17 protein-coding genes are annotated in these 21,757 nt (G+C 70.5%); 15 read left to right on the top strand and 2 right to left on the bottom strand.

What is annotated here, in order from left to right:
- Window positions 1-97: 97 nt before the first annotated feature.
- From ACFYQ6_RS03820 to ACFYQ6_RS03800, 5 genes are read left to right on the top strand one after another with little or no spacing between them, the layout of a single operon-like run.
- The gene (locus tag ACFYQ6_RS03820; RefSeq protein WP_356735148.1) at window positions 98-1,216 is read left to right on the top strand and encodes a DegT/DnrJ/EryC1/StrS family aminotransferase; all 1,119 of its coding nucleotides are present in this window, start codon (window positions 98-100) and stop codon (window positions 1,214-1,216) included.
- Window positions 1,213-2,232 (top strand): Gfo/Idh/MocA family oxidoreductase, encoded by a 1,020-nt coding sequence (locus tag ACFYQ6_RS03815; protein WP_361571301.1) that lies wholly within the window; start codon window positions 1,213-1,215, stop codon window positions 2,230-2,232. Before ACFYQ6_RS03820 ends, ACFYQ6_RS03815 begins: the two co-directional genes overlap by 4 nt.
- Window positions 2,222-3,805, top strand: a complete 1,584-nt coding sequence (locus ACFYQ6_RS03810) for a glycosyltransferase family 4 protein (RefSeq protein ID WP_361571298.1) — start codon at window positions 2,222-2,224, stop codon at window positions 3,803-3,805. The genes ACFYQ6_RS03815 and ACFYQ6_RS03810 overlap by 11 nt, the downstream gene beginning before the upstream one ends.
- Window positions 3,802-5,433: a glycosyltransferase family 2 protein gene (locus ACFYQ6_RS03805; protein WP_388760253.1), complete on the top strand. Its 1,632-nt coding sequence runs from the start codon at window positions 3,802-3,804 to the stop codon at window positions 5,431-5,433. Before ACFYQ6_RS03810 ends, ACFYQ6_RS03805 begins: the two co-directional genes overlap by 4 nt.
- On the top strand, window positions 5,430-6,713 hold the full coding sequence (locus ACFYQ6_RS03800; protein WP_361571292.1) for a nucleotide sugar dehydrogenase: 1,284 nt from the start codon (window positions 5,430-5,432) through the stop codon (window positions 6,711-6,713). Before ACFYQ6_RS03805 ends, ACFYQ6_RS03800 begins: the two co-directional genes overlap by 4 nt.
- 282 nt (window positions 6,714-6,995) lie before the next feature.
- On the opposite strand, the gene ACFYQ6_RS03795 is transcribed toward ACFYQ6_RS03800, so the two are convergent.
- The gene (locus ACFYQ6_RS03795; protein WP_356735158.1) at window positions 6,996-7,598 is read right to left on the bottom strand and encodes an acyltransferase; all 603 of its coding nucleotides are present in this window, start codon (window positions 7,596-7,598) and stop codon (window positions 6,996-6,998) included.
- Between the two features lie 341 nt (window positions 7,599-7,939).
- On the opposite strand from ACFYQ6_RS03795, the gene rplU reads away from it, so the two are divergent.
- From rplU to ACFYQ6_RS03765, 6 genes are all read left to right on the top strand, one after another.
- Window positions 7,940-8,260, top strand: a complete 321-nt coding sequence (gene rplU / locus ACFYQ6_RS03790; RefSeq protein ID WP_014045903.1) for a 50S ribosomal protein L21 — start codon at window positions 7,940-7,942, stop codon at window positions 8,258-8,260.
- Between the two features lie 14 nt (window positions 8,261-8,274).
- Window positions 8,275-8,532 (top strand): 50S ribosomal protein L27, encoded by a 258-nt coding sequence (rpmA, locus tag ACFYQ6_RS03785; RefSeq protein WP_361571288.1) that lies wholly within the window; start codon window positions 8,275-8,277, stop codon window positions 8,530-8,532.
- Between the two features lie 139 nt (window positions 8,533-8,671).
- On the top strand, window positions 8,672-10,108 hold the full coding sequence (gene obgE, locus ACFYQ6_RS03780) for a GTPase ObgE (RefSeq protein WP_361571286.1): 1,437 nt from the start codon (window positions 8,672-8,674) through the stop codon (window positions 10,106-10,108).
- Window positions 10,109-10,384: 276 nt separating this feature from the next.
- Window positions 10,385-11,884, top strand: coding sequence for a bifunctional cytidylyltransferase/SDR family oxidoreductase (locus tag ACFYQ6_RS03775; RefSeq protein ID WP_361571284.1), 1,500 nt, complete (start codon window positions 10,385-10,387; stop codon window positions 11,882-11,884).
- 134 nt (window positions 11,885-12,018) lie between these two features.
- Window positions 12,019-14,208 carry a hypothetical protein gene (locus tag ACFYQ6_RS03770; protein ID WP_388760247.1) on the top strand — a complete coding sequence of 730 codons (2,190 nt, stop codon included), beginning with the start codon at window positions 12,019-12,021 and terminating at the stop codon, window positions 14,206-14,208.
- Between the two features lie 319 nt (window positions 14,209-14,527).
- Entirely contained in the window at window positions 14,528-15,757 is a 1,230-nt protein-coding gene (locus ACFYQ6_RS03765) for a glycosyltransferase family 2 protein (RefSeq protein WP_361571279.1), read from the top strand.
- Window positions 15,758-15,777: 20 nt separating this feature from the next.
- On the opposite strand, the gene ACFYQ6_RS03760 is transcribed toward ACFYQ6_RS03765, so the two are convergent.
- Window positions 15,778-17,202, bottom strand: coding sequence for a polysaccharide pyruvyl transferase family protein (locus ACFYQ6_RS03760; protein WP_361571276.1), 1,425 nt, complete (start codon window positions 17,200-17,202; stop codon window positions 15,778-15,780).
- Window positions 17,203-17,498: 296 nt separating this feature from the next.
- Between ACFYQ6_RS03760 and proB the strand changes: the two genes are divergently transcribed.
- From proB to ACFYQ6_RS03740, 4 genes are all read left to right on the top strand, one after another.
- Window positions 17,499-18,617: a glutamate 5-kinase gene (gene proB, locus ACFYQ6_RS03755; protein WP_361572382.1), complete on the top strand. Its 1,119-nt coding sequence runs from the start codon at window positions 17,499-17,501 to the stop codon at window positions 18,615-18,617.
- 129 nt (window positions 18,618-18,746) lie between these two features.
- On the top strand, window positions 18,747-19,232 hold the full coding sequence (locus tag ACFYQ6_RS03750; RefSeq protein ID WP_361571275.1) for a hypothetical protein: 486 nt from the start codon (window positions 18,747-18,749) through the stop codon (window positions 19,230-19,232).
- Window positions 19,233-19,592: 360 nt separating this feature from the next.
- Window positions 19,593-20,876, top strand: coding sequence for a glutamate-5-semialdehyde dehydrogenase (locus ACFYQ6_RS03745; protein WP_361571272.1), 1,284 nt, complete (start codon window positions 19,593-19,595; stop codon window positions 20,874-20,876).
- Between the two features lie 75 nt (window positions 20,877-20,951).
- Complete coding sequence (locus ACFYQ6_RS03740; RefSeq protein ID WP_388760243.1) at window positions 20,952-21,551, top strand: hypothetical protein; 600 nt, start codon at window positions 20,952-20,954, stop codon at window positions 21,549-21,551.
- The last annotated feature ends 206 nt before the right edge of the window (window positions 21,552-21,757 follow it).

Genomic DNA, 21,757 nt, shown 5'->3' with positions numbered 1-21,757 from the left:
GCATTCTGCCGGTGGGGTTTTGCGCGGCCTCGTGAGACGTCCCGCATCCCAGACCTCTGCCTGTGAAGAGCTCTTGCGGTGTTCAAGGAGGACGTCCATGACGAGCATCAACGAGCAGCCGATTCCTGCTGCCCGCCCGGTCATCGGTGAAGAAGAGATCGAGGCAGCCGTACGTGTGCTGCGCAGTGGTCGCGTGGTGCAGGGCCCGGAGGTCGCGGCCTTCGAGGAGGGCTTCTCCGAGCTGGTCGACGGCCGTCACTGTGTCGCCGTCAACTCCGGTACCTCCGCCCTGCACATGCTGCTGCTCGCCCTCGGCATCGGCCCCGGCGACGAGGTGATCGTTCCTTCCTTCTCCTTCGCGGCCTCCGCCAACGCGGTCCGCCTGGTCGGCGCCGACGTCGTGTTCGCCGACATCGAGCCCGGCAGCTACGGCCTGGACCCGGCTGCCGTCGAGGCGGCCGTCACGCCGCGCACCGCCGCCGTCATGCCGGTGCACCTCTACGGTCACCCGGCCGCGATGGACAAGCTCATGCCCATCGCGGAGAAGCACAAGCTCGCCGTCGTCGAGGACGCCTGCCAGGCCCACGCCGCCGCTCTGAACGGCACCCCCGTCGGCGCGTTCGGTGCGGGAGGAACGTTCAGCTTCTACCCGACGAAGAACATGCACTCCCTCGAGGGCGGCATGGTCACCACGGCCGACGCCGAACTGGCCCGCACCCTGCGCCTGCTGCGCAACCAGGGCATGGAGGCGCGGTACGCCAACGAGATCGTCGGCGCCAACATGCGCATGACGGACGTGGCCGCCGCCGTCGGCCGTGTACAGCTCACCAAGGTCGGTGGCTGGACCGAGCAGCGCCGCGCGAACGCCGCGTACCTCGACGCGCACATCACCGCCCCGAACGTCACGACGCCGCCGGTCGCCGAAGGCGCCCGCCACGTCTACCACCAGTACACGATCCGGGTGCAGGGCGACCGCGACGCCGCGATGGCCAAGCTCACCGAGGCGGGCATCGGCAACGCCGTCTACTACCCGACCCCGATCCACCGGCTCAAGCCGTACTGGGAGCCGGACCAGAAGGCCGGCCGCACCTGGGACCTGCCGGAGACCGAGCGGGCCGCCGCCGAGGTCGTCTCGCTCCCCGTCCACCCGTCGCTGAGCGAAGGCGACCTGGCGCGCATCGCCGACGCCGTCAACTCGCTGGGGGAGAACCTGTGACCGCCGTACTGAGGGCAGGCCTCATCGGCCTCGGCTCCATGGGGCGCAACCACGCCCGGGTCCTCGCCGGGCTCGAAGGCGTGACCCTGGTCGGCGTCGTCGACCCGATGGGCGACAAGAACGGCTGGGCACAGGGTGCACCCGTCCTCTCGACCGTCGAGGAACTCATCGCGCTCGGCGTCGACTACGCGGTCGTGGCCTGCCCGACCGCCCTGCACGAAGAGGTCGGTCTCCAGCTGGCCGACGCCGGGGTCTGCGCCCTGATCGAGAAGCCGCTCGCCGACACCGTCGAGGGCGCCCGCCGCCTCGTCGAGGCCTTCGAGTCGCGCGGTCTCGTCGCCGGAGTCGGTCACATCGAGCGCTGCAACCCGGCGCTGCGCTCCCTGCGCAGCCGCCTGGAGGCCGGCGAGCTCGGTGACGTCTTCCAGGTCGTCACCCGCCGCCAGGGACCCTTCCCCCACCGCATCGCCGACGTCGGTGTGGTCAAGGACCTCGCCACGCACGACATCGACCTGACGGGCTGGGTGACCGGCCGGACGTACAAGTCGATCGCCGCCCACACGGTATCCAAGTCGGGCCGCCCCCACGAGGACATGGTCTCCGCGGTGGGCCAGCTCTCCGACGGCACCATGGTCAACCACCTGGTCAACTGGCTGAGCCCGCTCAAGGAGCGCTTCACGTCAGTCACCGGCGAGCGCGGCTGCTACATCGCCGACACCCTCACCGCCGACCTCACGTTCCACTCGAACGCGGCCGTGACGACCGAGTGGGAGGCGCTGCGCGCGTTCCGCGGGGTCTCCGAGGGCGACATGATCCGCTACGCCATCCCGAAGCGCGAGCCGCTGCTGGTCGAGCACGAACTCTTCCGGGACGCCGTGCGGGGCGAGTCCGCCGATATCTGCACTTTGCGGCAGGGTCTGCGTACCGTTGAGGTGGCTGCTTCGGTCCTGGAATCGGCACGAAGCGGCCGGACCATTGTTCTTGAGACAGGAGAGCCCGCTCATCATGGCGGTTGAGAGTTCGGTGGCGGGGGCGCAGCGCAGCTCCCGCGGCAAGATCGTCATGCTGGTCGACAACGGCGTGAACGGCGACTCGCGTGTCCAGAAGGAAGCGCGTTCCGCGGCCGCGGCCGGCTGGGACGTGGTGCTGCTGGGCAAGTCGCCGACGAAGAAGGGCCAGCGCTGGCACCTCGGGGATGCCGAGGTCCGTCTGCTGCACGTCCCGACGCCCATGCACCGCAGGCGCCACGAGTACCGGCGCGCCATCCTCCGCGCGCCGCTGGCCTACAGGCCCGGCCCGCTGGCCGCGTACCGCAGGCAGCGGATGAAGGCCTGGCGTACGGAGCTGAACATCCGGCTCATCGAGGCCGGGCGCCAGGGGAAGGCCGTCGACAAGCTCAAGCTGCTCCCGCCGCGGCTCGTCTCCAAGGTGATGAGCAAGTGGGTCGGGCTGCGGGCCAAGCAGTCGAACGCCCTGGAACAGCGGCGCAAGGACATGAACTCCCCGCTGGACCGCTTCACCACGGCGTTCTGGCTGCGCACGATGGGGGACCGCGCCTGGCGCCGCCTCGACCCCGCGCTCTGGGACATGGAGCTGGCGTACGGCAAGGTCATCGACTCCCTCGAGCCCGACCTGATCCACGCCAACGACTTCCGCATGCTCGGTGTGGGCGCGCGGGCGAAGCTGAGGGCCGAGGCCAAGGGCCGCTCGGTCAAGCTCGTCTGGGACGCCCACGAGTTCCTGCCGGGCATCAAGCCCTGGAACCCGCACCCGCGCTGGCACGTCGCCCAGTGCGCGTACGAGCGTGAGTTCTCGAAGTACGCCGACGCCGTGACGACGGTCTCCGAGACCCTCGCCGAGATGCTGGCCGACCGGCACGGTCTCAAGACCAAGCCGGAAGTGGTGCTGAACGCGCCCGACGCGGAGATCTCGCCCGAGCAGGCCGCCGAACCCGTCCCGGACCTGCGCGAGTTGTGCGGGATCGGGCCGGACGTGCCGCTCAGCGTCTACAGCGGTGCCGCCGCCCCGCAGCGCGGGCTCGACATCATGGTCGAGTCGCTGCCGCAGCTGCCCGGGACGCACGTCGCGTTCGTCGTCCTGCGGCCCACGTCGGACTACATGAACCAGCTGACCGCGCGGGCCGTGGAGCTCGGTGTGTCGGACCGGCTGCACATCCTTCCGTACGTCCCGCACTACCAGGTGGTGCCGTTCCTGGCCTCGGCGGACGTGGGCGTCATCCCGATCCACCACTGGCCGAACCACGAGATCGCCCTGATCACGAAGTTCTTCGAGTACTCCCACGCCCGTCTGCCGTTCGTCGTCAGCGACGTCAAGACGATGGGCGACATGGTGGCGCAGACGGGGCAGGGCGAGGTGTTCAAGGCGGAGGACGTCGCGGACTACGTCCGCGCGGTCAAGGCCGTGCTCGCCGACCCCAAGAAGTACCGGGACGTCTACGAGGACCAGGGGCTGCTCGACGAGTGGACCTGGGAGGCGCAGGCCGAGGTGCTCGACGGCGTCTACACCCGCGTGCTCGGCGGCAGCAGCCGCGAGAGGACCCCGGCGAGCGTTGCCCAGGTGGTGGCATGAGCGGAAGACCTGATGTCACGGTCGTCGTAGCCGTCTACAACACGATGCCCTACCTGACGGAGTGCCTGAACTCGCTCGTCGGGCAGAGCATCGGTCTCGACCGCCTGGAGGTCGTGGCGGTCGACGACGGATCGACGGACGAGAGCGGTGCGGAGCTCGACCGCTTCGCCGAGCGCTACCCCGGTACGGTCAAGGTCATCCACCAGGCCAACTCCGGTGGCCCCGCCGCGCCCAGCAACAGGGCGCTGGAGGTGGCCACCGGCCGGTTCGTCTACTTCATAGGCTCTGACGACCACCTCGGCGAGGAAGCCCTCGAACGCATGGTGGCCTACGCCGACGAGCACGGATCCGACGTGGTGGTCGGCAAGATGGTCGGCACCAACGGCCGGTACGTCCACCAGAAGCTCTACGAGAAGAACGACCCCGACGTCAGCCTCTACCACTCCAGCCTGCCCTTCACGCTGGCGAACACCAAGCTCTTCCGCCGCGAGCTGGTGGAGAAGCACGGGCTGCGCTTTCCCGAGGACCTGCCGGTCGGAAGCGATCAGCCGTTCACCATCGAGGCGTGCGTCCGGGCCCGGAAGATCTCGGTCCTCTCGGACTACACGTTCTACTACGCGGTGAAGCGCGGGGACTCCAGCAACATCACCTACCGGGCCGATCACCTGTCCCGGCTGCGCTGCACGGCAGCGATCATGAAGCACGCCGCCTCGCTCGTCGAGGCCGGACCCGACCGGGACGCGCTCTTCGAGCGGCACTTCACCTGGGAACTCGCCAAGCTGATCCAGGGCGACTTCCCCACGCTCGACGCCACGACCCGGCAGCAGGTCTGCGAGGGGATCGCCGCACTCGCGGACGAGTACCTCACCGACGCGCTCAGGGACTCCCTGGACGTCAAGCGCCGGGTCCGCATCTGCCTCGCGCAGGCCGGTGCCGTGGACGAACTGGTCCGCGCCATCACCGAGGAGGCGGAGCACGGGGCCCCGCCCTTCCACCTCGAGGACGGCCGGGCGTTCGCGATGTACCCCGGATTCCGCGACGAGGCTCTCGGCCTCCCCGACCGCGTCTACGAACTGGTGGGCGAGGCCGTCCCCGGGCGGCTGGCGCGGGGGACCGAGCTGGTCGAGGCCGAATGGGACCAGAGCGGTGACGACCTGGCCCTCGTCCTCACGGCCCGGATCGGTGTCCTGGGCGACACCGGCTCCGTGACCGTGCGCCTCGCCAAGGGCGCCATGCCGAAGAACGCGGACAAGCCGGGCGCGCGCCGGCTGCCCGCCGACCACGCGCTCCCCGCCGTCGAGGGGGAGTTCCGCCGTACGACGACCGAGGACGGCAGGGCGACCCTCGTGCGTGGCCGGATCCCGGTCCAGGCCGTCAAGGCGAAGCTCGGCGTCCGCCTCTACGTGGACGTGGCAGGCTCGACGTACGAGATCCCCGTGCGGACCGGGGGAAGGCCGCTGCCCCTGGCCCGCCGCTGGCGGCAGGCCGTCCCGTACAGGGTCAGCGCGAACCAGAACCCGAAGGGCCGGCTCGTCGTCACGACGGCCCCCCTGTGGGAGATCGAACCCGGTGCGGGCAAGCGGCTGCGCCACATGCTGTCCAGGCTGAAGAGGAAAGTAACCCGATGAACATCTGTGTAGTCGCGCTCGGCAAGATCGGCCTTCCGCTCGCCGTGCAGTTCGCGGCCAAGGGCCACAAGGTCATTGGCGCGGATGTCAACGAGAAGGTCGTCGAGCTGGTCAACGCGGCCACCGAGCCGTTCCCCGGCGAGCACGACCTGGACGTCAAGCTCAAGGAGACCGTGGGCGCGGGCCTGCTCTCCGCGACGACGGACACGACGGCCGCGGTCGCCGCGTCCGACGCCGTCGTGGTCGTCGTCCCGCTCTTCGTCGACGCCGAGGGCACCCCGGACTTCGGCTGGATGGACGCGGCGACCAAGGCGATCGCCGCGGGCCTGAAGCCGGGCACCCTCGTCAGCTACGAGACCACCCTCCCGGTCGGCACCACCCGCACCCGCTGGGCGCCGATGCTCGCCGAGGGCTCCGGTCTCACCCCGGGCCGCGACTTCCACCTCGTCTTCTCCCCGGAGCGCGTGCTGACCGGCCGGGTCTTCGCCGACCTGCGCCGCTACCCCAAGCTCGTGGGCGGCATCGACGAGGCGTCCTCGCAGCGCGGTGTGGAGTTCTACGAGGCCGTGCTCGACTTCGACGACCGTGAGGACCTGCCGCGCCCGAACGGCGTCTGGGACCTCGGTACGGCGGAGGCCTCCGAGCTCGCCAAGCTCGCCGAGACGACCTACCGCGACGTCAACATCGGTCTGGCCAACCAGTTCGCCCGGTTCGCCGACAAGAACGACATCGACGTCAAGAAGGTCATCGAGGCCTGCAACAGCCAGCCCTACAGCCACATCCACCAGCCCGGCATCGCCGTCGGCGGCCACTGCATCCCGATCTACCCGCGGATGTACCTGTGGAACGACCCGGAGGCCACCGTCGTGCGCTCGGCCCGCGAGGCCAACGCCGCGATGCCCGAGTACTCCGTCGACCTGCTGGCCGCCGCCTACGGCGACCTGGACGGCGTCGGGGTCCTGGTGCTGGGCGCCGCCTACCGCGGTGGGGTCAAGGAGACCGCGTTCTCCGGTGTCTTCGGTGTGGTCGAGGCCCTGAAAGCGCGCGGCGCGGTGCCGTTCGTCTCGGACCCGATGTACACCGCCGAGGAGCTGACCGCGCACGGCCTCGTGCCGCACGAGGGCCAGACGGTGACCGCCGCGATCCTCCAGGCCGACCACGCCGAGTACCGTGAGCTCGCCGCCGCCGACCTGCCGGACGTCCGTGTCCTGGTCGACGGGCGCCGTACGACCGACCCCGCCAACTGGGAGGGCGTCCGCCGCGTCGTCATCGGCGGCTGACCGCTCCGAGACAGAGGGAAGGCCCCGTCCGCGATGCGGGCGGGGCCTTCCCTCTGCGCTGTGACGGGCCGCCGGGGCGTGGGGGCTCCGGCGGGGCCCGGTCTCCGCGTCCGGGCCCGGAGCGGGCAGACGTGGGCCTTCAGGGCCCCGCGGTGTCCTCCGTGGGCCCGTGCCCGGGGCTTCCTCGGCTTCCCCGGGCACGGGCCTCGCGCATTCCGCGGGCCACGGGCCTCGCGCATTCCGCGGGCCCGGGGCCGCTCGGCCTCTCCTGGTTCGGAGCGATCAGGCCGCGCGCTCCGTGAGCACACCGTCCGCCTCGTCGTGCAGCGCGCCCGTCTGCGGGCACTCCCAGACGCCCGGCTCGTCCGCCCGCTCGACGAGCTTGACGCCGCTGCGTCCCACCCAGCCGATCCGGCGGGCCGGGACGCCCACGACCAGGCCGAAGTCCGGCACGTCCTTGGTCACCACGGCGCCGGCCGCGACCATGGCCCACCGGCCGATCCGTACCGGGGCGACGCATACCGAGCGCGCACCCAGCGAGGCGCCCTCGGCGACCTTCACGCCCACGGCCTCCCAGTCGCCGCCGCGCTTCTGCTTGCCCTCGGGGTCGACGGAGCGCGGGTTGTGGTCGTTGGTGAGGACGACGGCGGGACCGACGAAGACGCCGTCGCCGAGCTCGGCCGGCTCGTAGACGAGGGCGTAGTTCTGCAGCTTGACGTTGTTCCCGATCTGGACGCCGGTGCCCACGTACGCGCCGCGCCCGATCACGCAGCCCTCGCCGAGCTTCGCGCCCTCACGGATCTGTGCGAGCTCCCAGACGCTGCTGCCGTCCCCGATCTCGGCGCTCTCGTCGACCTGGGCGGTGGGCTGGACCCTGTAGTTCACGTCGTGTGCCTTCCTGGCGGGCGGAGTTGCCAGGAGAGCATACGAGTTCGGCCGGAGGCGCCCGTGAACGGCCGCCTGCCGGCCCGCGAGACCCGGGCGAAGCCTCCCGCTTCCCGGCGGCCGTGGCGGGGCGACCGGGGGGCCGGGGGCCGGTTTGACCCCCCGCACCCCGCCCCGTAACCTTGACCCTCGGCGTGTTTCTGTGCGCCTACCCCCTGAGCACATCCCTCCCGGTGATCCGTCCCCGGGGGAGGCCGCTCATCCTTCCGGACTGTCGTGGGCCCCGGCCCGCGCGGGCGGCTGGCATCAGGGGATCCGTTCCGAGTGAGAGAGAGATCCGCGTGTACGCCATCGTGCGCAGCGGTGGTCGCCAGCACAAGGTTGCTGTCGGCGACATCGTTGAGGTTGACAAGATTTCCACTGCCAAGGTTGGCGACACGGTCGAGCTCTCGACCCTGCTCGTTGTCGACGGTGACGCCGTGACCAGCGACCCCTGGGTCCTGGACGGCATCAAGGTCCAGGCCGAGGTCGTGGACCACCACAAGGGCGCGAAGATCGACATCCTTCGCTACAAGAACAAGACGGGTTACCGCCGTCGTCAGGGTCACCGCCAGCAGTACACGGCGATCAAGGTCACCGGTATCCCCGCGGCTGCGAAGTAAGGGACTGAGGAGACATGGCACACAAGAAGGGCGCATCGTCCACTCGGAACGGGCGCGATTCCAATGCTCAGCGGCTCGGCGTGAAGCGCTTCGGCGGTCAGGCCGTCAACGCCGGTGAGATCCTGGTCCGCCAGCGCGGTACCCACTTCCACCCGGGCACGGGCGTCGGCCGTGGCGGCGACGACACGCTGTTCGCGCTGACCGCCGGTGCGGTGGAGTTCGGTACGCACCGTGGCCGCAAGGTCGTGAACATCGTTCCCGCCGCTGCCTGATCCAGGCACCGGCGAGACGTCACAGCACCTTCCGAGGGCGGATCTCAGCTTTCCCGGGTATCCGGGGAAGCGGGTCCGCCCTCGGCGCGTTACGTCAAAGACAATTCCGTATTTTTCCGCAGTACCTGGAGGCCCCACCATGACCACCTTCGTGGACCGCGTCGAGCTGCATGCCGCCGCGGGTAACGGAGGCCACGGCGTGGCCTCCGTACACCGTGAGAAGTTCAAGCCGCTGGGCGGCCCCGACGGGGGCAACGGCGGGCGCGGCGGCGATGTGATCCTCGTCGTCGAGCAGTCCGTCACCACGCTGCTGGACTACCACCACCACCCTCACCGCAAGGCCACGAACGGCCAGCCCGGCGCGGGTGACAACCGTTCCGGCAAGGACGGCCAGGACCTCGTGCTGCCCGTCCCGGACGGCACCGTCGTCCTCGACAAGGCCGGCAACGTGCTGGCCGACCTCGTGGGCCAGGGCACCACCTTCGTCGCCGGCCAGGGTGGCCGCGGCGGCCTCGGCAACGCCGCACTGGCCTCCGCCCGCCGTAAGGCGCCCGGCTTCGCCCTGCTCGGCGAGCCCGGGGAGAGCCGGGACATCGTCCTGGAGCTCAAGACCGTCGCCGACGTCGCGCTCGTCGGCTACCCGAGCGCGGGCAAGTCCTCGCTGATCTCGGTGCTCTCCGCGGCCAAGCCGAAGATCGCGGACTACCCGTTCACGACCCTCGTGCCCAACCTGGGCGTCGTCACCGCGGGCTCGACCGTCTACACCATCGCGGACGTCCCGGGCCTCATCCCGGGCGCCAGCCAGGGCAAGGGCCTCGGCCTGGAGTTCCTGCGGCACGTCGAGCGCTGCTCCGTCCTCGTGCACGTCCTGGACACCGCGACGCTGGAGTCGGACCGCGATCCCCTCTCGGACCTCGACATGATCGAGGAGGAGCTGCGGCTGTACGGGGGCCTGGAGAACAGGCCCCGCATCGTCGCGCTCAACAAGGTCGACATCCCGGACGGTCAGGACCTCGCGGACATGATCCGCCCGGACCTGGAGGCCCGCGGCTACCGCGTCTTCGAGGTCTCGGCCATCGCGCACAAGGGCCTCAACGAGCTCTCGTACGCCCTCGCCGGGATCATCGCCGAGGCGCGCGCCACCAAGCCGAAGGAGGAGTCGACCCGGGTCGTCATCCGTCCCAAGGCCGTCGACGACACCGGCTTCACCGTGACACTGGAGGACGACGGCATCTACCGCGTGCGCGGCGAGAAGCCCGAGCGCTGGATCCGGCAGACCGACTTCAACAACGACGAGGCCGTCGGCTACCTCGCGGACCGGCTCAACCGCCTCGGCGTGGAGGACGAGCTCCGCAAGGCGGGTGCCCAGGCCGGGGACGGCGTGGCCATCGGCCCCGAGGAGAACGCGGTCGTCTTCGACTGGGAGCCGACCATGGCCGCCGGCGCCGAGATGCTGGGCCGTCGTGGCGAGGACCACCGTCTGGAGGCTCCCCGCCCCGCCGCGCAGCGCCGCCGCGAGCGCGAGTCCGAGCGGGACGACGCGCAGCGCGAGTACGACGAGTTCGACCCCTTCTAACCGTCGCGCCGGGCGCCCCCGCAGGCCGGGGGCGCCCGGATCCACGGCGAACTGCCAGGTGGCGGGCGGTCGGGCGCCCTGCGATGTGCGGATTGCGTAGACGTCTGTGGAGTCCGTCACTCCGGGTGCGGGCCCCTGAGGGTCCAATCTGCCTGGCCAGGCAGTGAACTGCGGGTTTCCCCGGGGCGAGCAGCAGTAAACGTCCGCCTTGCGAGACGGTCACGGAGAGTGCGACCATCACACTGTTCCCCCCTGTCATCGCAAGGTAGGTCGTCTGTGTCTGTGCCGCATGAAGCCAAGCCCCGGACCACAGCGGTCGTGCTCGCCGGTGGAACCGGTCAGCGTGTGGGACTGGCGATCCCCAAGCAGCTGCTGAAGATCGCCGGTAAGGCCGTCATCGAGCACACGCTGAGCATCTTCGAGAACGCCGAGGGCATCGACGATGTCATCGTGCTGATGGCGCCCGGCTTCGTGCCGGACGTCGAGAAGATCGTCGCCAAGGCCGGCCTGACCAAGGTCACCAAGATCATCGAGGGTGGCACCACCCGGAACGAGACCACCGAGCGCGCCATCGCGGCCCTCGGTGAGGGGCTCGCGGAGGGCGAGGACCGTAACGTCCTCTTCCATGACGCGGTGCGCCCCCTGCTGTCACAGCGCGTCATCAAGGACTGTGTCGAGGCGCTGGAGCGCTACCAGGCGGTCGACGTCGCCATCCCGTCCGCGGACACGATCATCGTCACCCGCACCCACGGCGAGGACGGCGAGTTCATCACCGACGTCCCGGACCGGTCCCGGCTGCGCCGCGGCCAGACCCCGCAGGCGTTCAAGCTGTCCACGATCCGCAAGGCGTACGAGGTCGCGTCCGGCGACCCGAACTTCCAGGCCACCGACGACTGCTCGGTCGTCCTGCGGTACCTCCCCGACGTGCCGATCTACGTGGTCGCGGGCGACGAGTACAACATGAAGGTGACCCAGCCGGTCGACGTCTTCATCACCGACAAGCTCTTCCAGCTGGCCTCCACGGCGGCCCCGCGCCAGGCCGACGAGGCCGCCTACCGCGACCTGCTCTCGGGCAAGACCCTGGTCGTGTTCGGCGGTTCCTACGGCATCGGCGCCGACATCGCCACGCTGGCCGAGCAGTACGGCGCGAGCGTGTACGCGCTGGGCCGCTCCACCACCGGCACGCACGTCGAGAACCCGGAGCACATCGACGACGCGCTGTCCAAGGCGTACGCCGAGACCGGCCGCATCGACTACGTGATCAACACCGCGGGCGTCCTGCGCATCGGCAAGCTGGCCGAGACGGACAACACGACGATCCAGGAAGCCCTGAACGTCAACTACCTGGCACCGGTGCAGATCGCCCGCGCCTCGTACAAGTACCTGGCGGAGACCCAGGGCCAGTTGCTGCTCTACACCTCCAGCAGCTACACCCGGGGCCGCGCCGAGTACAGCCTCTACTCCTCGACCAAGGCCGCGATGGTGAACCTCACGCAGGCACTGGCCGACGAGTGGGCCGGCGAGGGCGTCAGGGTCAACTGCGTGAACCCGGAGCGCACGGCCACCCCCATGCGTACCAAGGCGTTCGGCCAGGAGCCGGAGGGCTCGCTGCTCTCCTCCGAGGCCGTGGCGCGCACCTCGCTGGACGTTCTCCTGTCCGCGATGACGGGTCACGTCATCGACGTACGGCAGCAGGACCCGACGCGTGACGTCACCGAGGCCTCGGGCTTCGAGCAGGCGCTGGCCTCGGTGTTGGACCGTCAGGAAGATGTGTAATAATTCTTGACAAATGTACTTTTACGGGCCTCTGCAATCATTTCGGTGATTGCAGAGGCCCGAGTGCGTGAAGCCGCACCTTCACAATTCCCTCCATACGTGAAACAACCGGCACCCCCTGGAGCAGGTCCTTCGTGATTTCGACAGCCATCCGCCTGGCCCGTGTGGGCAGTCGGTCAGAACTGGCGGCAGCAGTACTGATGATGCTGGGCTACCCCTGCGTCATGGTCGCCGCCCTTCTCCCCGATATCTGGTTCTTCGCGGCGGCCACGGCTGTCACGTACGTCGCGGACTGGTACCTGCACCAGCGCGGCAGTTACCTGGTCAACAGGCTCGGCAAGGTGCGGGCCGGACTCTCCATCCGCTTCCTGCTCCGCCAGCTGATGATCATCCTTCTGCTGGCCCGGCTGGACCTGGCCGAGGAGCCGCTCTTCTACGCGGCCGTCGCCTGCTTCCTCCTCTTCTACGGTCTGCAGGCCCCGCACGGCGCGCTCACGACGCTGATCCGGCTCCGCCGCACCCTGCCGATCGTCACCCGGAACGTGGACCTGCACGCCGTCCGCATCCCCGACGCCCCGCCGCGCGCCCTGCTGCACCGCTCCAGCGAGAAGATGCTCCACCTCGACCTGCCCGCGGTGGCCGGCATCCTGGTCGCCGCCGGTACGGGCGTGGACCTGGCGGGCTTCATCGGCGCCGGGGTGACACTGCTGCTCGCCGTCCTCTACAACGCCCTGCTCGTCCCGTACCTGCGCCGGAGCCGACGGGCGCCGTCGGCCCCCGCGGTGCTGAAGGCGCTGGACACCTGGCTGGGCGAGTACCAGCCGACCGTGGTGCTCTACTTCTCCGGCTCCAACGAGTCGGCCTACCAGGGCAACATGTGGCTGGACACGATGGCCGCCGTCGAGGGGCGCCCGCTGATCGTCATGCGTGAGCGCAACCTCGTGACGCAGCTCGCGGACACGTCCGTACCCGTCGTCTGCGTGCCCGCCGGCACCCACCTGATGAACCTGGACCTGTCCACCGTCCGCGTGTGCCTGTACCCGGCCAACGTCGGCAAGAACATCCACATGCTGCGCGTCCCGACCATGAAGCACGTCTTCATCGGCCACGGGGACAGCGACAAGCTCGCCAGCGTCAACCCGTACTCCAAGGTGTACGACGAGGTCTGGACGGCCGGCCGTGCGGGCCGCGACCGCTACGCCCTGGCCGACGTCGGCATCCGCGACGAGGACATCGTCGAGGTCGGCCGGCCGCAGCTGGCGCCGATCGAGAGCTGGACCGGCACCACGAAGAATCCCATCCCGACGGTGCTGTACGCCCCGACCTGGGAGGGCTGGGACGACAACCCGGGCAACACCTCGCTGCTGCTGGCCGGCGAGAACATCGTCAGCCGCCTCCTGAAGGCGGACAGCCCGGTCCGGGTCATATACAAGCCGCACCCGTTCACCGGCATCCGCAGCGCCAAGGCCAAGGCCGTGAACGCCCGGATCAAGGCACTGATCACCAAGGCCGCCCAGGAGCGCGCCGCGGACCCGCGCTGGGCGAAGGAGGCCTCGGCCGCCGCCGCCGGCCAGAGCGCCGCCAAGGCCGAGCTGGCCCGCATCGAGGCCCGTCTGGCCGCGCTGGCAACGCCCGGCCGTGCCGGGGGCGACGAGTCGGAGGAGTCGCGGGTCGCGCTCGCCGACCCGGCACGCCAGGCCGAGATCGCCACCCTGCGCGTCGAGTGGAACGACGCCTACTGGCGTTCCTTCGGATGGTGGGAGCACAAGACGGTCTCCGGCTCGCAGCCGAAGCTGTACGACTGCTTCAACCAGTCGGACGCCATGGTCTCGGACATCTCCAGCGTGGTCTCCGACTTCATCGCGAGCGGCAAGCCGTACGCGGTCACCGACTCGGCGAAGCTGGGCGTCGAGGAGTTCAAGCGCCAGAACACCGCCGTACGGGCGGCCGTCATCCTCTCCAACGACGCGGCGGAGATCGACGAGCTGCTGAGCGCCGTCGCGGACCCCGCGTCCGACCCGCTGGCGGGGGCGCGGCACGAGCTGAAGACGTACCTGCTCGGCCCGGACGAGCCGACCTCCATGGAGCAGTTCAACGCCGCTGTACGGACGCTGGCGGCCAAGGCCGAGGCCCGCAACGCGGGCGTCGCCCAGCGCGTGGGCGGACAGCAGCCCGCCCCGCTGCCCGACCCCGAGGCCGCGACCAGCGGCGTCGGCGACGGAGCGGCCGAGGCCGTCGCCGAGGCCGAAGCGGCGGTCGACCCCGACGTGCCGTCGGCGGAGGCCGACGCGGAGATCGGCGCGGGCCCCTCCGCGCTGCGCTGACGACAGCGCGTCCGGCCGCCCCGCGGGAAGCGACGCGGGGCGGCCGGACGGGCCGGTGACCGCACTGCGTGCCGGTGGTTGACGAGCCGGTGGCCGCGCTGCGAGCCGGTGACAGCTGACGGTCCTGTGTAATCCGGCCGTCATCCAGATGTTCGAAAAGCGTCCGGTTCTCGACGCAACCTACTCAACGGCCCGTCCGTCTTCCTCCTGGGGAGGGGGAACGAACGGGCCGTTCGGTGTGTCCGTGCACGGAACACGGCATGCGCCGTCGTTTCATCGTTTCTCCTGATCAATGCATACATGTATGAACCGGGGAGAGATGAGCAGCAGCACACCAGACGTGACCGTCGTCATCGGCGCGTACGAAGCGATGCCCTATCTGATCCGCTGCCTGGAGTCCGTCGAGGCGCAGACGCTTCCGGCCGGGCGCATGGAGATCGTCGCCGTGGACGACGGGTCGACCGACGGTACGGGGGAGTACCTCGAGGAGTTCGCGGCCCGGACGGACATCCCCATGCGCGTCGTCCGCCAGAAGAACTCGGGCGGACCGAGCGGCCCGCGCAACGTGGGCCTCGGGCTCGCCCGCGGCCGGTACGTCTTCTTCCTCGACGCGGACGACTACTTCGGCGAGGAGGCCCTGGAGCGCATGGTCGCCATGGGCGACCGCGCGGGGACGGACGTGGTGCTGGGGAAGGTCGTCGGTGTCAACCGGGGCGCGGCGAAGTCGATGTGGAAGGAGACGGTCGAGCGCGCCGACCTCTACTCCTCCAACATCAAATTCACCCTGAGCGCCCAGAAACTCTTCCGGCGCGACCTCCTCGTGCGGCTCGGGATGACCTTCGACGAGGAGCTCAGGACGGGTGAGGACGCCCTCTTCACGATGGAGGCGTACCTCCGGGGCAACGGCGTCTCCGTCGTGGCCGACTACACCTGCTACTACCTGGTGGGCCGGGACGACGGCAAGCACGTGACGAAGAGCGGCAGTTACCTGCTGCGCTTCGACTCGGCCCGCGCCCTGATGAAGCTCATCGCCGCGCACGTCCCGCCGGGGCCGAAGCGGGACGCCCTGATGGTCCGTCCCCTGGTGATCACCCTGCTCCCGCAGTTCGGGCCCGGTCTGCTGCGGCAGTCCGACGAGGTGCGGCAGAGGAAGATGGAGCTGGCGGCGCCCCTGCTGGAGGCCTACTGGACACCGGGCCTGGCCCGTCGCCTCAAGGTCCACGAGCGGCTCCGGCTGATCTGCATCGCGGAGGGCAGGCTCGACCTGCTCCTGGACATCCTGCGGTTCATGCACGAGAAGAAGAAGCCCCGGGCGGTCCGCAAGGGGCTCCGGGGCCGGCTGTATCTCGTCTACCCCCACTTCGGCGAGGGCACGGTGCTGCCGCTGTCGGCGTACGAGCTCACCGTCACCGAGTGGATCGGCCGGAAGCGGATCGAGGTGCCGGGGCGTCAGTCCACTGCCGCCTTCCTGCGGAGGCTGGTCCGCAAGGCGCGCAGAACGGCCAGGGCGGCCGGTCTGCACCTGCCCCGCAGTGCCCACAGGGCCTGAGGCGGCAGTGGACGTGATCCCTACTGCTCGGGGCGCAGCAGCCTGCGGACCGGGCGCCCCACCACGCGCCGGGCGCGACGGTAGGCGGACGGCCACGCCGTCGGAGCGTCGCCCGCCTGCACCTTGATGTTGACCTGACGGGCCCTCTTGTCGAGCTGGCTGCGCAGCAGGGCGTTCTGCGAGGACAGCTCCTCCATCCGGCTCTGCATCCAGCCGAAACGGCTGCTGAGGGAGTCCGGGTCGGTCTCGGTCCAGGGACGGACCGCCGGCGGAAGGGCGAGCTTGGCCATCCGGGCGTCGAAGTCCTGGCCACCGTCACCGTGGTGGAAGGTGTTCTCCAGGCCGTTCTTCTCCATGAAGCCGGCGAAACGGAGGAACCGCTCCTTGTGGCCGTTCACCAGCTCTCCGAAGTCGGCCGCCTCGTACAGCTCGGCGGGGTCGATGTTCTTCGGCGTCTCCGAGATCTTGCGGTGCGGGATGCCGAAGTACCGGCAGAGCTCCAGCGTCCGGGAGTCGCTGCAGAGCACGGTGCTCGGGACCCCGGCCAGCAGCGCCGCGATGTTGCCGTGGATGCGCGAGCCGAAGGAGAAGTCGAACGCGCGTAGTTCGTCGATCCAGGTGGCCGGGTCGATGTAGAGCCGGACCTTGCCCTCGCGGTACATCGGGTGGGACGGGTGGGTCGGCATCGAGGTCTGGGCGCCGAGCGGGTTCGCCGTCTCCCGCCAGTGGAGCAGCTGGGCCTCGAGAAGGTTCTGCCCGACGAAGCGCAGGTTCGGATAGCGCTCGTGGGCCTGCCGGATGATGGCGTCGAGGCCGTGCGAGCGCACGGCGCTGTGCGAGCCGTTCACCGAGATCAGGGAGTCGCGGGTGAGCGCCTCGGCCTTCCGCTCGAGCGTGAACGTCTCGCCGTTCATGAACATGGAGGGACAGCCGATGACCTCCACGTCCCGGAAGCCCATGCCCTTGAGGTACTCCTCGGTGAACTCGCCGCGCACCCCGATGGACGCGCTGCGGTTGAGGACCTCCGTGACGAATTCCCTGACCGTCGGCTCCATCGGCTTCAGCCGTGAGGCGTCGTACTTCAGGTCGGCCTGCGCGCCCACACCCAGCACGACGACCGGGATGCGCAGCTTCTTGATCAGCTGCGTCATCCGCTTCAGGGGCCGCTCGAACGTCGGACGGAACGCGTTGGCGAGGGGCACGACGAAGACGTCGTACTCCTCGTTGATGCGGGCGGCCGCCGCCGGATCGGTGCGGATGCCGTTCGAGAAGACCGCCGCCCGCGGAGTCGTCAGAATCTTCTGCGCCGCGTCACTGAAGATCAGGTTGCCGGCGTTGGTGGCGAAGACGTCTCTGTGGAGGGACTCTTCGACTGATGCAACATCGAAGGGGCTTTTGCCCGATCTGAGCAAAATGCGCTTCTGGCGGGTCGGTTCATCTGTCACATACACGAGGGTAGCCCGATGAATGGCCGGTGGAGATTACGTAAATGCCTCCATTCAGTCGCATGTCGGAACGTGACCCGGGGCGCTGTGCCCGCCGGCCCGTCTCCCCGCAGTGACGGCAGATGAGACGGCCCGGTGCCGACGCGGCCCCTCGCGTAGATTGAGGAGTACCGAGCAGGACGACGTGATGGGGACGGGCGTACGTGTCAGGGGCAAGGGAATCCGAAGGCGCGGCTGTGGAATCCGGAGGTGCGTTCCGCACACCGGCGGCCGACGGCACCGCCCGCAGGCCGGGAGTGACCGACGCCCGCAGGATCGTCGTCAAGGTCGGCTCCTCCTCGCTCACCACGGCGGCGGGCGGTCTCGACGCCGACCGTGTGGACGCCCTCGTGGATGTGCTCGCCAAGGTGCGGAGCGGCGGGGAGCGGGAGATCGTCCTCGTCTCCAGCGGCGCCATCGCGGCAGGCCTCGCTCCCCTCGGGCTCGTGCGGAGGCCCAAGGACCTGGCCCGTCAGCAGGCCGCCGCCAGCGTCGGCCAGGGGCTGCTCGTCGCCCGCTACACCGCGTCCTTCGCCCGCTACGGCGTACGGGTCGGCCAGGTGCTGCTCACCTCGGACGACACCAGCCGGCGGGCCCACTACCGCAACGCCTACAGCACGCTCGGCCAGCTCCTGGAGATGGGCGCCTTCCCTGTCGTCAACGAGAACGACACCGTGGCCACCGACGAGATCCGCTTCGGCGACAACGACCGGCTCGCCGCGCTCGTGGCCCACCTGGTCCACGCCGACCTCCTCGTTCTCCTCTCCGACATCGACGGCCTCTACGACGGCGACCCGAGCACGCCCGGAACCTCCCGCATCGCGGAGGTGAGCGGCCCGGCCGACCTGGAGGGCGTCGCCATCGGCAGCGCGGGCAAGGCGGGCGTCGGCACCGGAGGCATGGTCACCAAGGTCGAGGCGGCCCGGATCGCCACCGCCGCGGGGATCCCGGTCGTCCTCACCTCCGCCAGTCATGTCGCCGACGCACTCGCGGGGCGCGACACCGGCACGTACTTCCACCGCACGGGACGCCGCTCGGCCGACCGGCTGCTCTGGCTCGCCCACGCCTCGACCCCGCAGGGCGCGCTCACCCTCGACGAGGGAGCGGTGCGCGCCGTCGTCGAGCGGCGCAGCTCCTTGCTGCCGGCCGGGATCAGCTCGGTCGAGGGCGAGTTCTCCGCGGGGGACCCCGTCGAACTGCGGGACCCGGCGGGCACCGCCATCGCGCGCGGCCTGGTCAACTTCGACGCCAAGGAGATCCCCCAGCTGCTCGGCAGATCCACCCGCGACCTCGCGCGGGAGCTGGGCCCCGCCTACGAGCGGGAGGTCGTACACAGGGACGATCTCGTCGTTCTCACGCCCCAACCGGCCCCCTGAAACGGCTGAAAGTCCAGCCTTCGGGCGGAGACCTTCACGAAAACCGCCCCACGCCTGGCCCCGGGCTGGTCAACTTTGTCAGAGGGATACAAAGGGGTCAGCAAGCTACGCATTCACAGGAGGCCGCCGGTGAGACGAGCGCGCCCGGGGGCGCTGCCCCGCGGAACGGGCAGCCGCGCCCTGACCAGCGTCGGAGCGGGGGCCGACTTCGTCGGTGCCCCGGCCGACCAGACGCTTGAGCAGGATCCGGTGGTGACGGAGGAGGAGCGGACCCCCTCCCGGCTGTGGCACATCACGCTCAGCGTCTCCGGCAGCGAGACACCGCTGAAGGAGGTCAGGCGAGGACTGGAGCAGCTGGCGCACGATCACCCCTTCCTCCTGACCAGCCGGTACGCCAACGACCACGCGGAGATCCGCTACTGGGAAGAGGCCCGGGACCTCCACGACGCCGCGGCGGTGGCGCTCCGGCTCTGGGGTGAGCACCGGTCCAGCGCGAAACTCCCGCCCTGGGAGATCGTCGGACTCGAGGTCATCGACCGGGAGACGTACCACCTGCGCGTCGCCGAGGGGTACGGCCCACCTCCGGCGGCCCCGGTGGGCGTGCACCCGTACTGAGGGCCGGTCCGTACCTGAGCGCGCGTGTGTGCGGGCCGCCCCCGGCTGCGCCGGGGCATGCGCCACCGCGCGGACGGGGGCATGCGCCACCGCGCGGACGGGGGCGGCCCGCACGAGGCGGATGGGGGGCGGCCCGTAACGCGGATGGGGGCCGGCCCGTACGACGCCGACGGGGGCGGCCCGCACGACGCGGGCGGGGAACGTCCCGCCGCGCGGCCAGGGCGGACCGTGGCGGTCCTGCCCGCCGTCCGGACTCGCCGGTCCACGTGCCGCCCGAGCGGATGTGCGGGTGACGGGACGCCCGTCTCGCATCACGGGATACGTGCCGGATGCCCGCAGTGTGCGCATTACCCTGCGGGCATGACCACGCTTTCGCCGTACGACAACATGTCCCCGGTCGCCCAGGCGGCCTACCGGGCACGCGCCGCAGCCGACGACATCGCGCCACTCCCGCGCGCGGCGAAGGACGACGCCCTGCTGGCGATCGCGGACGCGCTCGAGGTGCGCACCAGCGAGATCGTCGAGGCCAACGCGAAGGACGTCGTGCGCGCCAGGGAGGCAGGCACGAGTGAGTCCGTCGTCGACCGGCTCACGCTCACCCCGGAGCGGATCCGCGCGATCGCGGCGGACTGCCGCGACGTCGCGGCGCTGCCCGACCCGGTCGGTGAAGTGGTCCGCGGCTCGACCCTCCCCAACGGCATCGACCTGCGTCAGGTGCGTGTCCCGCTGGGCGTCGTCGGCATCATCTACGAGGCCCGGCCCAATGTGACGGTCGACGCCGCGGCCCTCTGCCTGAAGTCGGGCAACGCGGTGCTGCTGCGCGGTTCGTCCTCCGCGTACGCCTCGAACAGCGCGCTCGTGCGGGTGATCCGTGACGCGGTGGGCGGATCCGGTCTCCCGGCCGACGCCGTGCAGCTCGTACCGGGCGAGAACCGGGACTCGGTCCGGGAACTGATGCGGGCCCGCGGCCTCGTCGACGTCCTGATCCCGCGCGGCGGCGCCTCCCTGATCCGCACGGTCGTGGAGGAGTCCACCGTCCCCGTGATCGAGACCGGCACCGGCAACTGCCACGTGTACGTCGACGCGCAGACCGACCTCGACATGGCCGTCGACATCCTCGTCAACTCCAAGGCCCAGCGCCCGAGCGTCTGCAACGCGGCCGAGACCCTGCTCGTCCACAAGGACGTCGCGGCGGACTTCCTGCCGCGCGCCCTGGACGCGCTGGCCGAAGCCGGAGTGACGGTGCACGGCGACGAGCGCGTGCTCGGGTACGCCGAGGGTTCGAAGGCCACCGTGGTGGCGGCGACGGCGGAGGACTGGGAGACCGAGTACCTCTCGTACGACATCGCCGCCGCGGTCGTGGAATCGCTCGAAGGGGCCGTGGCGCACATCCGGCTCTGGTCCTCCGGTCACACCGAGGCGATCGTCACCACCTCGCAGGCGGCGGCCCGCCGCTTCACCCAGCTGGTGGATTCCACGACGGTCGCCGTGAACGCGTCCACCCGCTTCACGGACGGCGGACAGTTCGGATTCGGCGCCGAGATCGGCATCTCCACGCAGAAGCTGCACGCCCGGGGCCCGATGGGGCTGCCGGAACTGACCTCGACGAAGTACATCGTCACCGGCGACGGCCACATCCGATAGCCGGATGCTTCCGGCGGGGCGGGCGAATCTGCGGGCTCTCTGCCCAAATCGCCCCGCCGGGGCTACGCTGAATCCGTGCCGGACGACGTGGGGGGCAGGCCGTTCCCGGACGGCTGGGAGCCCGACGACGACCGCGGAGGCGCGGACGAGGACTTCGCCGCCGTGGTGTTCGACGAGGACTTCGTACGGTCCGCCGAGATCCATGAGCCCACCGCGGTCGAGCGACTGGCCGCCGCCGCGCAGGCCCGCGCCGAAGCCGAGGCAAGCAGGGCGCGCTCGGGTGGCGGTGCCCTGGACGACGACCTCTATGAAGAGGGCTACGGCACAGACGGCTTGTACGGCCGCGAGGGGCCCTTCGGCGACTCCTACGACCTGGACGACCCCGACGGCCTGTACGGGGACGACAGCGGCCCCTACGGGCGCCACGGCGGTTCGTTCCGCCCTTACCGTGGCTCGGCGCGCTGGCACCGGCCGGTGGCGTGGCTGCTCGCCCTGCTGATGGGCATCGGGATGGTCGCGCTGGCCTTCAGCGCCGTCTACCGCGGCGCCGCCGCCAACCGGCAGGACCAGGTGCCGCCCCCCGTGACGAGCGGCGTGGACAAGCCGGGCGCGGCCCCTTCCGCCTCCGCCGACTACTCCCGTCCGGCCGTCTCCGCGGTCCCCCGCACCCCGTGAGCTCGCGCCGGGCCACGCCCCGGCCGCGCTGACCCCGTCCGGGCCGGCGTGGCGTCCCTGTGCTGGCCCCGTCCGGGCCTGCGTGAGTCCCGGTCCGGGCACCGGGCCGGGCCGGTGTGTCCCTGTACTGGCCCGGTCCAGGCCGGCGTGCGTCCCTGTGCTGACCCCGTTCTGACCCCGTTCGGGTCGGTGTGCGTCCCTGTGCT

Source organism: Streptomyces sp. NPDC005494 (assembly GCF_042872025.1).
Classification (GTDB): Bacteria; Actinomycetota; Actinomycetes; order Streptomycetales; family Streptomycetaceae; genus Streptomyces.
The sequence above is the reverse complement of the archived record's forward strand: the minus strand, read 5'-3'. Positions and strand labels throughout refer to the sequence as shown.

What these genes read in the sequence shown, in the direction of transcription:
- ACFYQ6_RS03820 (WP_356735148.1), top strand. Translation starts at nt 98, where the DNA reads ATGACGAGCATCAACGAGCAGCCGATTCCTGCTGCCCGCCCGGTCATC.
- ACFYQ6_RS03810 (WP_361571298.1), top strand. Translation starts at nt 2,222, where the DNA reads ATGGCGGTTGAGAGTTCGGTGGCGGGGGCGCAGCGCAGCTCCCGCGGC.
- ACFYQ6_RS03805 (WP_388760253.1), top strand. Translation starts at nt 3,802, where the DNA reads ATGAGCGGAAGACCTGATGTCACGGTCGTCGTAGCCGTCTACAACACG.
- ACFYQ6_RS03800 (WP_361571292.1), top strand. Translation starts at nt 5,430, where the DNA reads ATGAACATCTGTGTAGTCGCGCTCGGCAAGATCGGCCTTCCGCTCGCC.
- rpmA (WP_361571288.1), top strand. Translation starts at nt 8,275, where the DNA reads ATGGCACACAAGAAGGGCGCATCGTCCACTCGGAACGGGCGCGATTCC.
- obgE (WP_361571286.1), top strand. Translation starts at nt 8,672, where the DNA reads ATGACCACCTTCGTGGACCGCGTCGAGCTGCATGCCGCCGCGGGTAAC.
- ACFYQ6_RS03765 (WP_361571279.1), top strand. Translation starts at nt 14,528, where the DNA reads ATGAGCAGCAGCACACCAGACGTGACCGTCGTCATCGGCGCGTACGAA.
- ACFYQ6_RS03745 (WP_361571272.1), top strand. Translation starts at nt 19,593, where the DNA reads ATGACCACGCTTTCGCCGTACGACAACATGTCCCCGGTCGCCCAGGCG.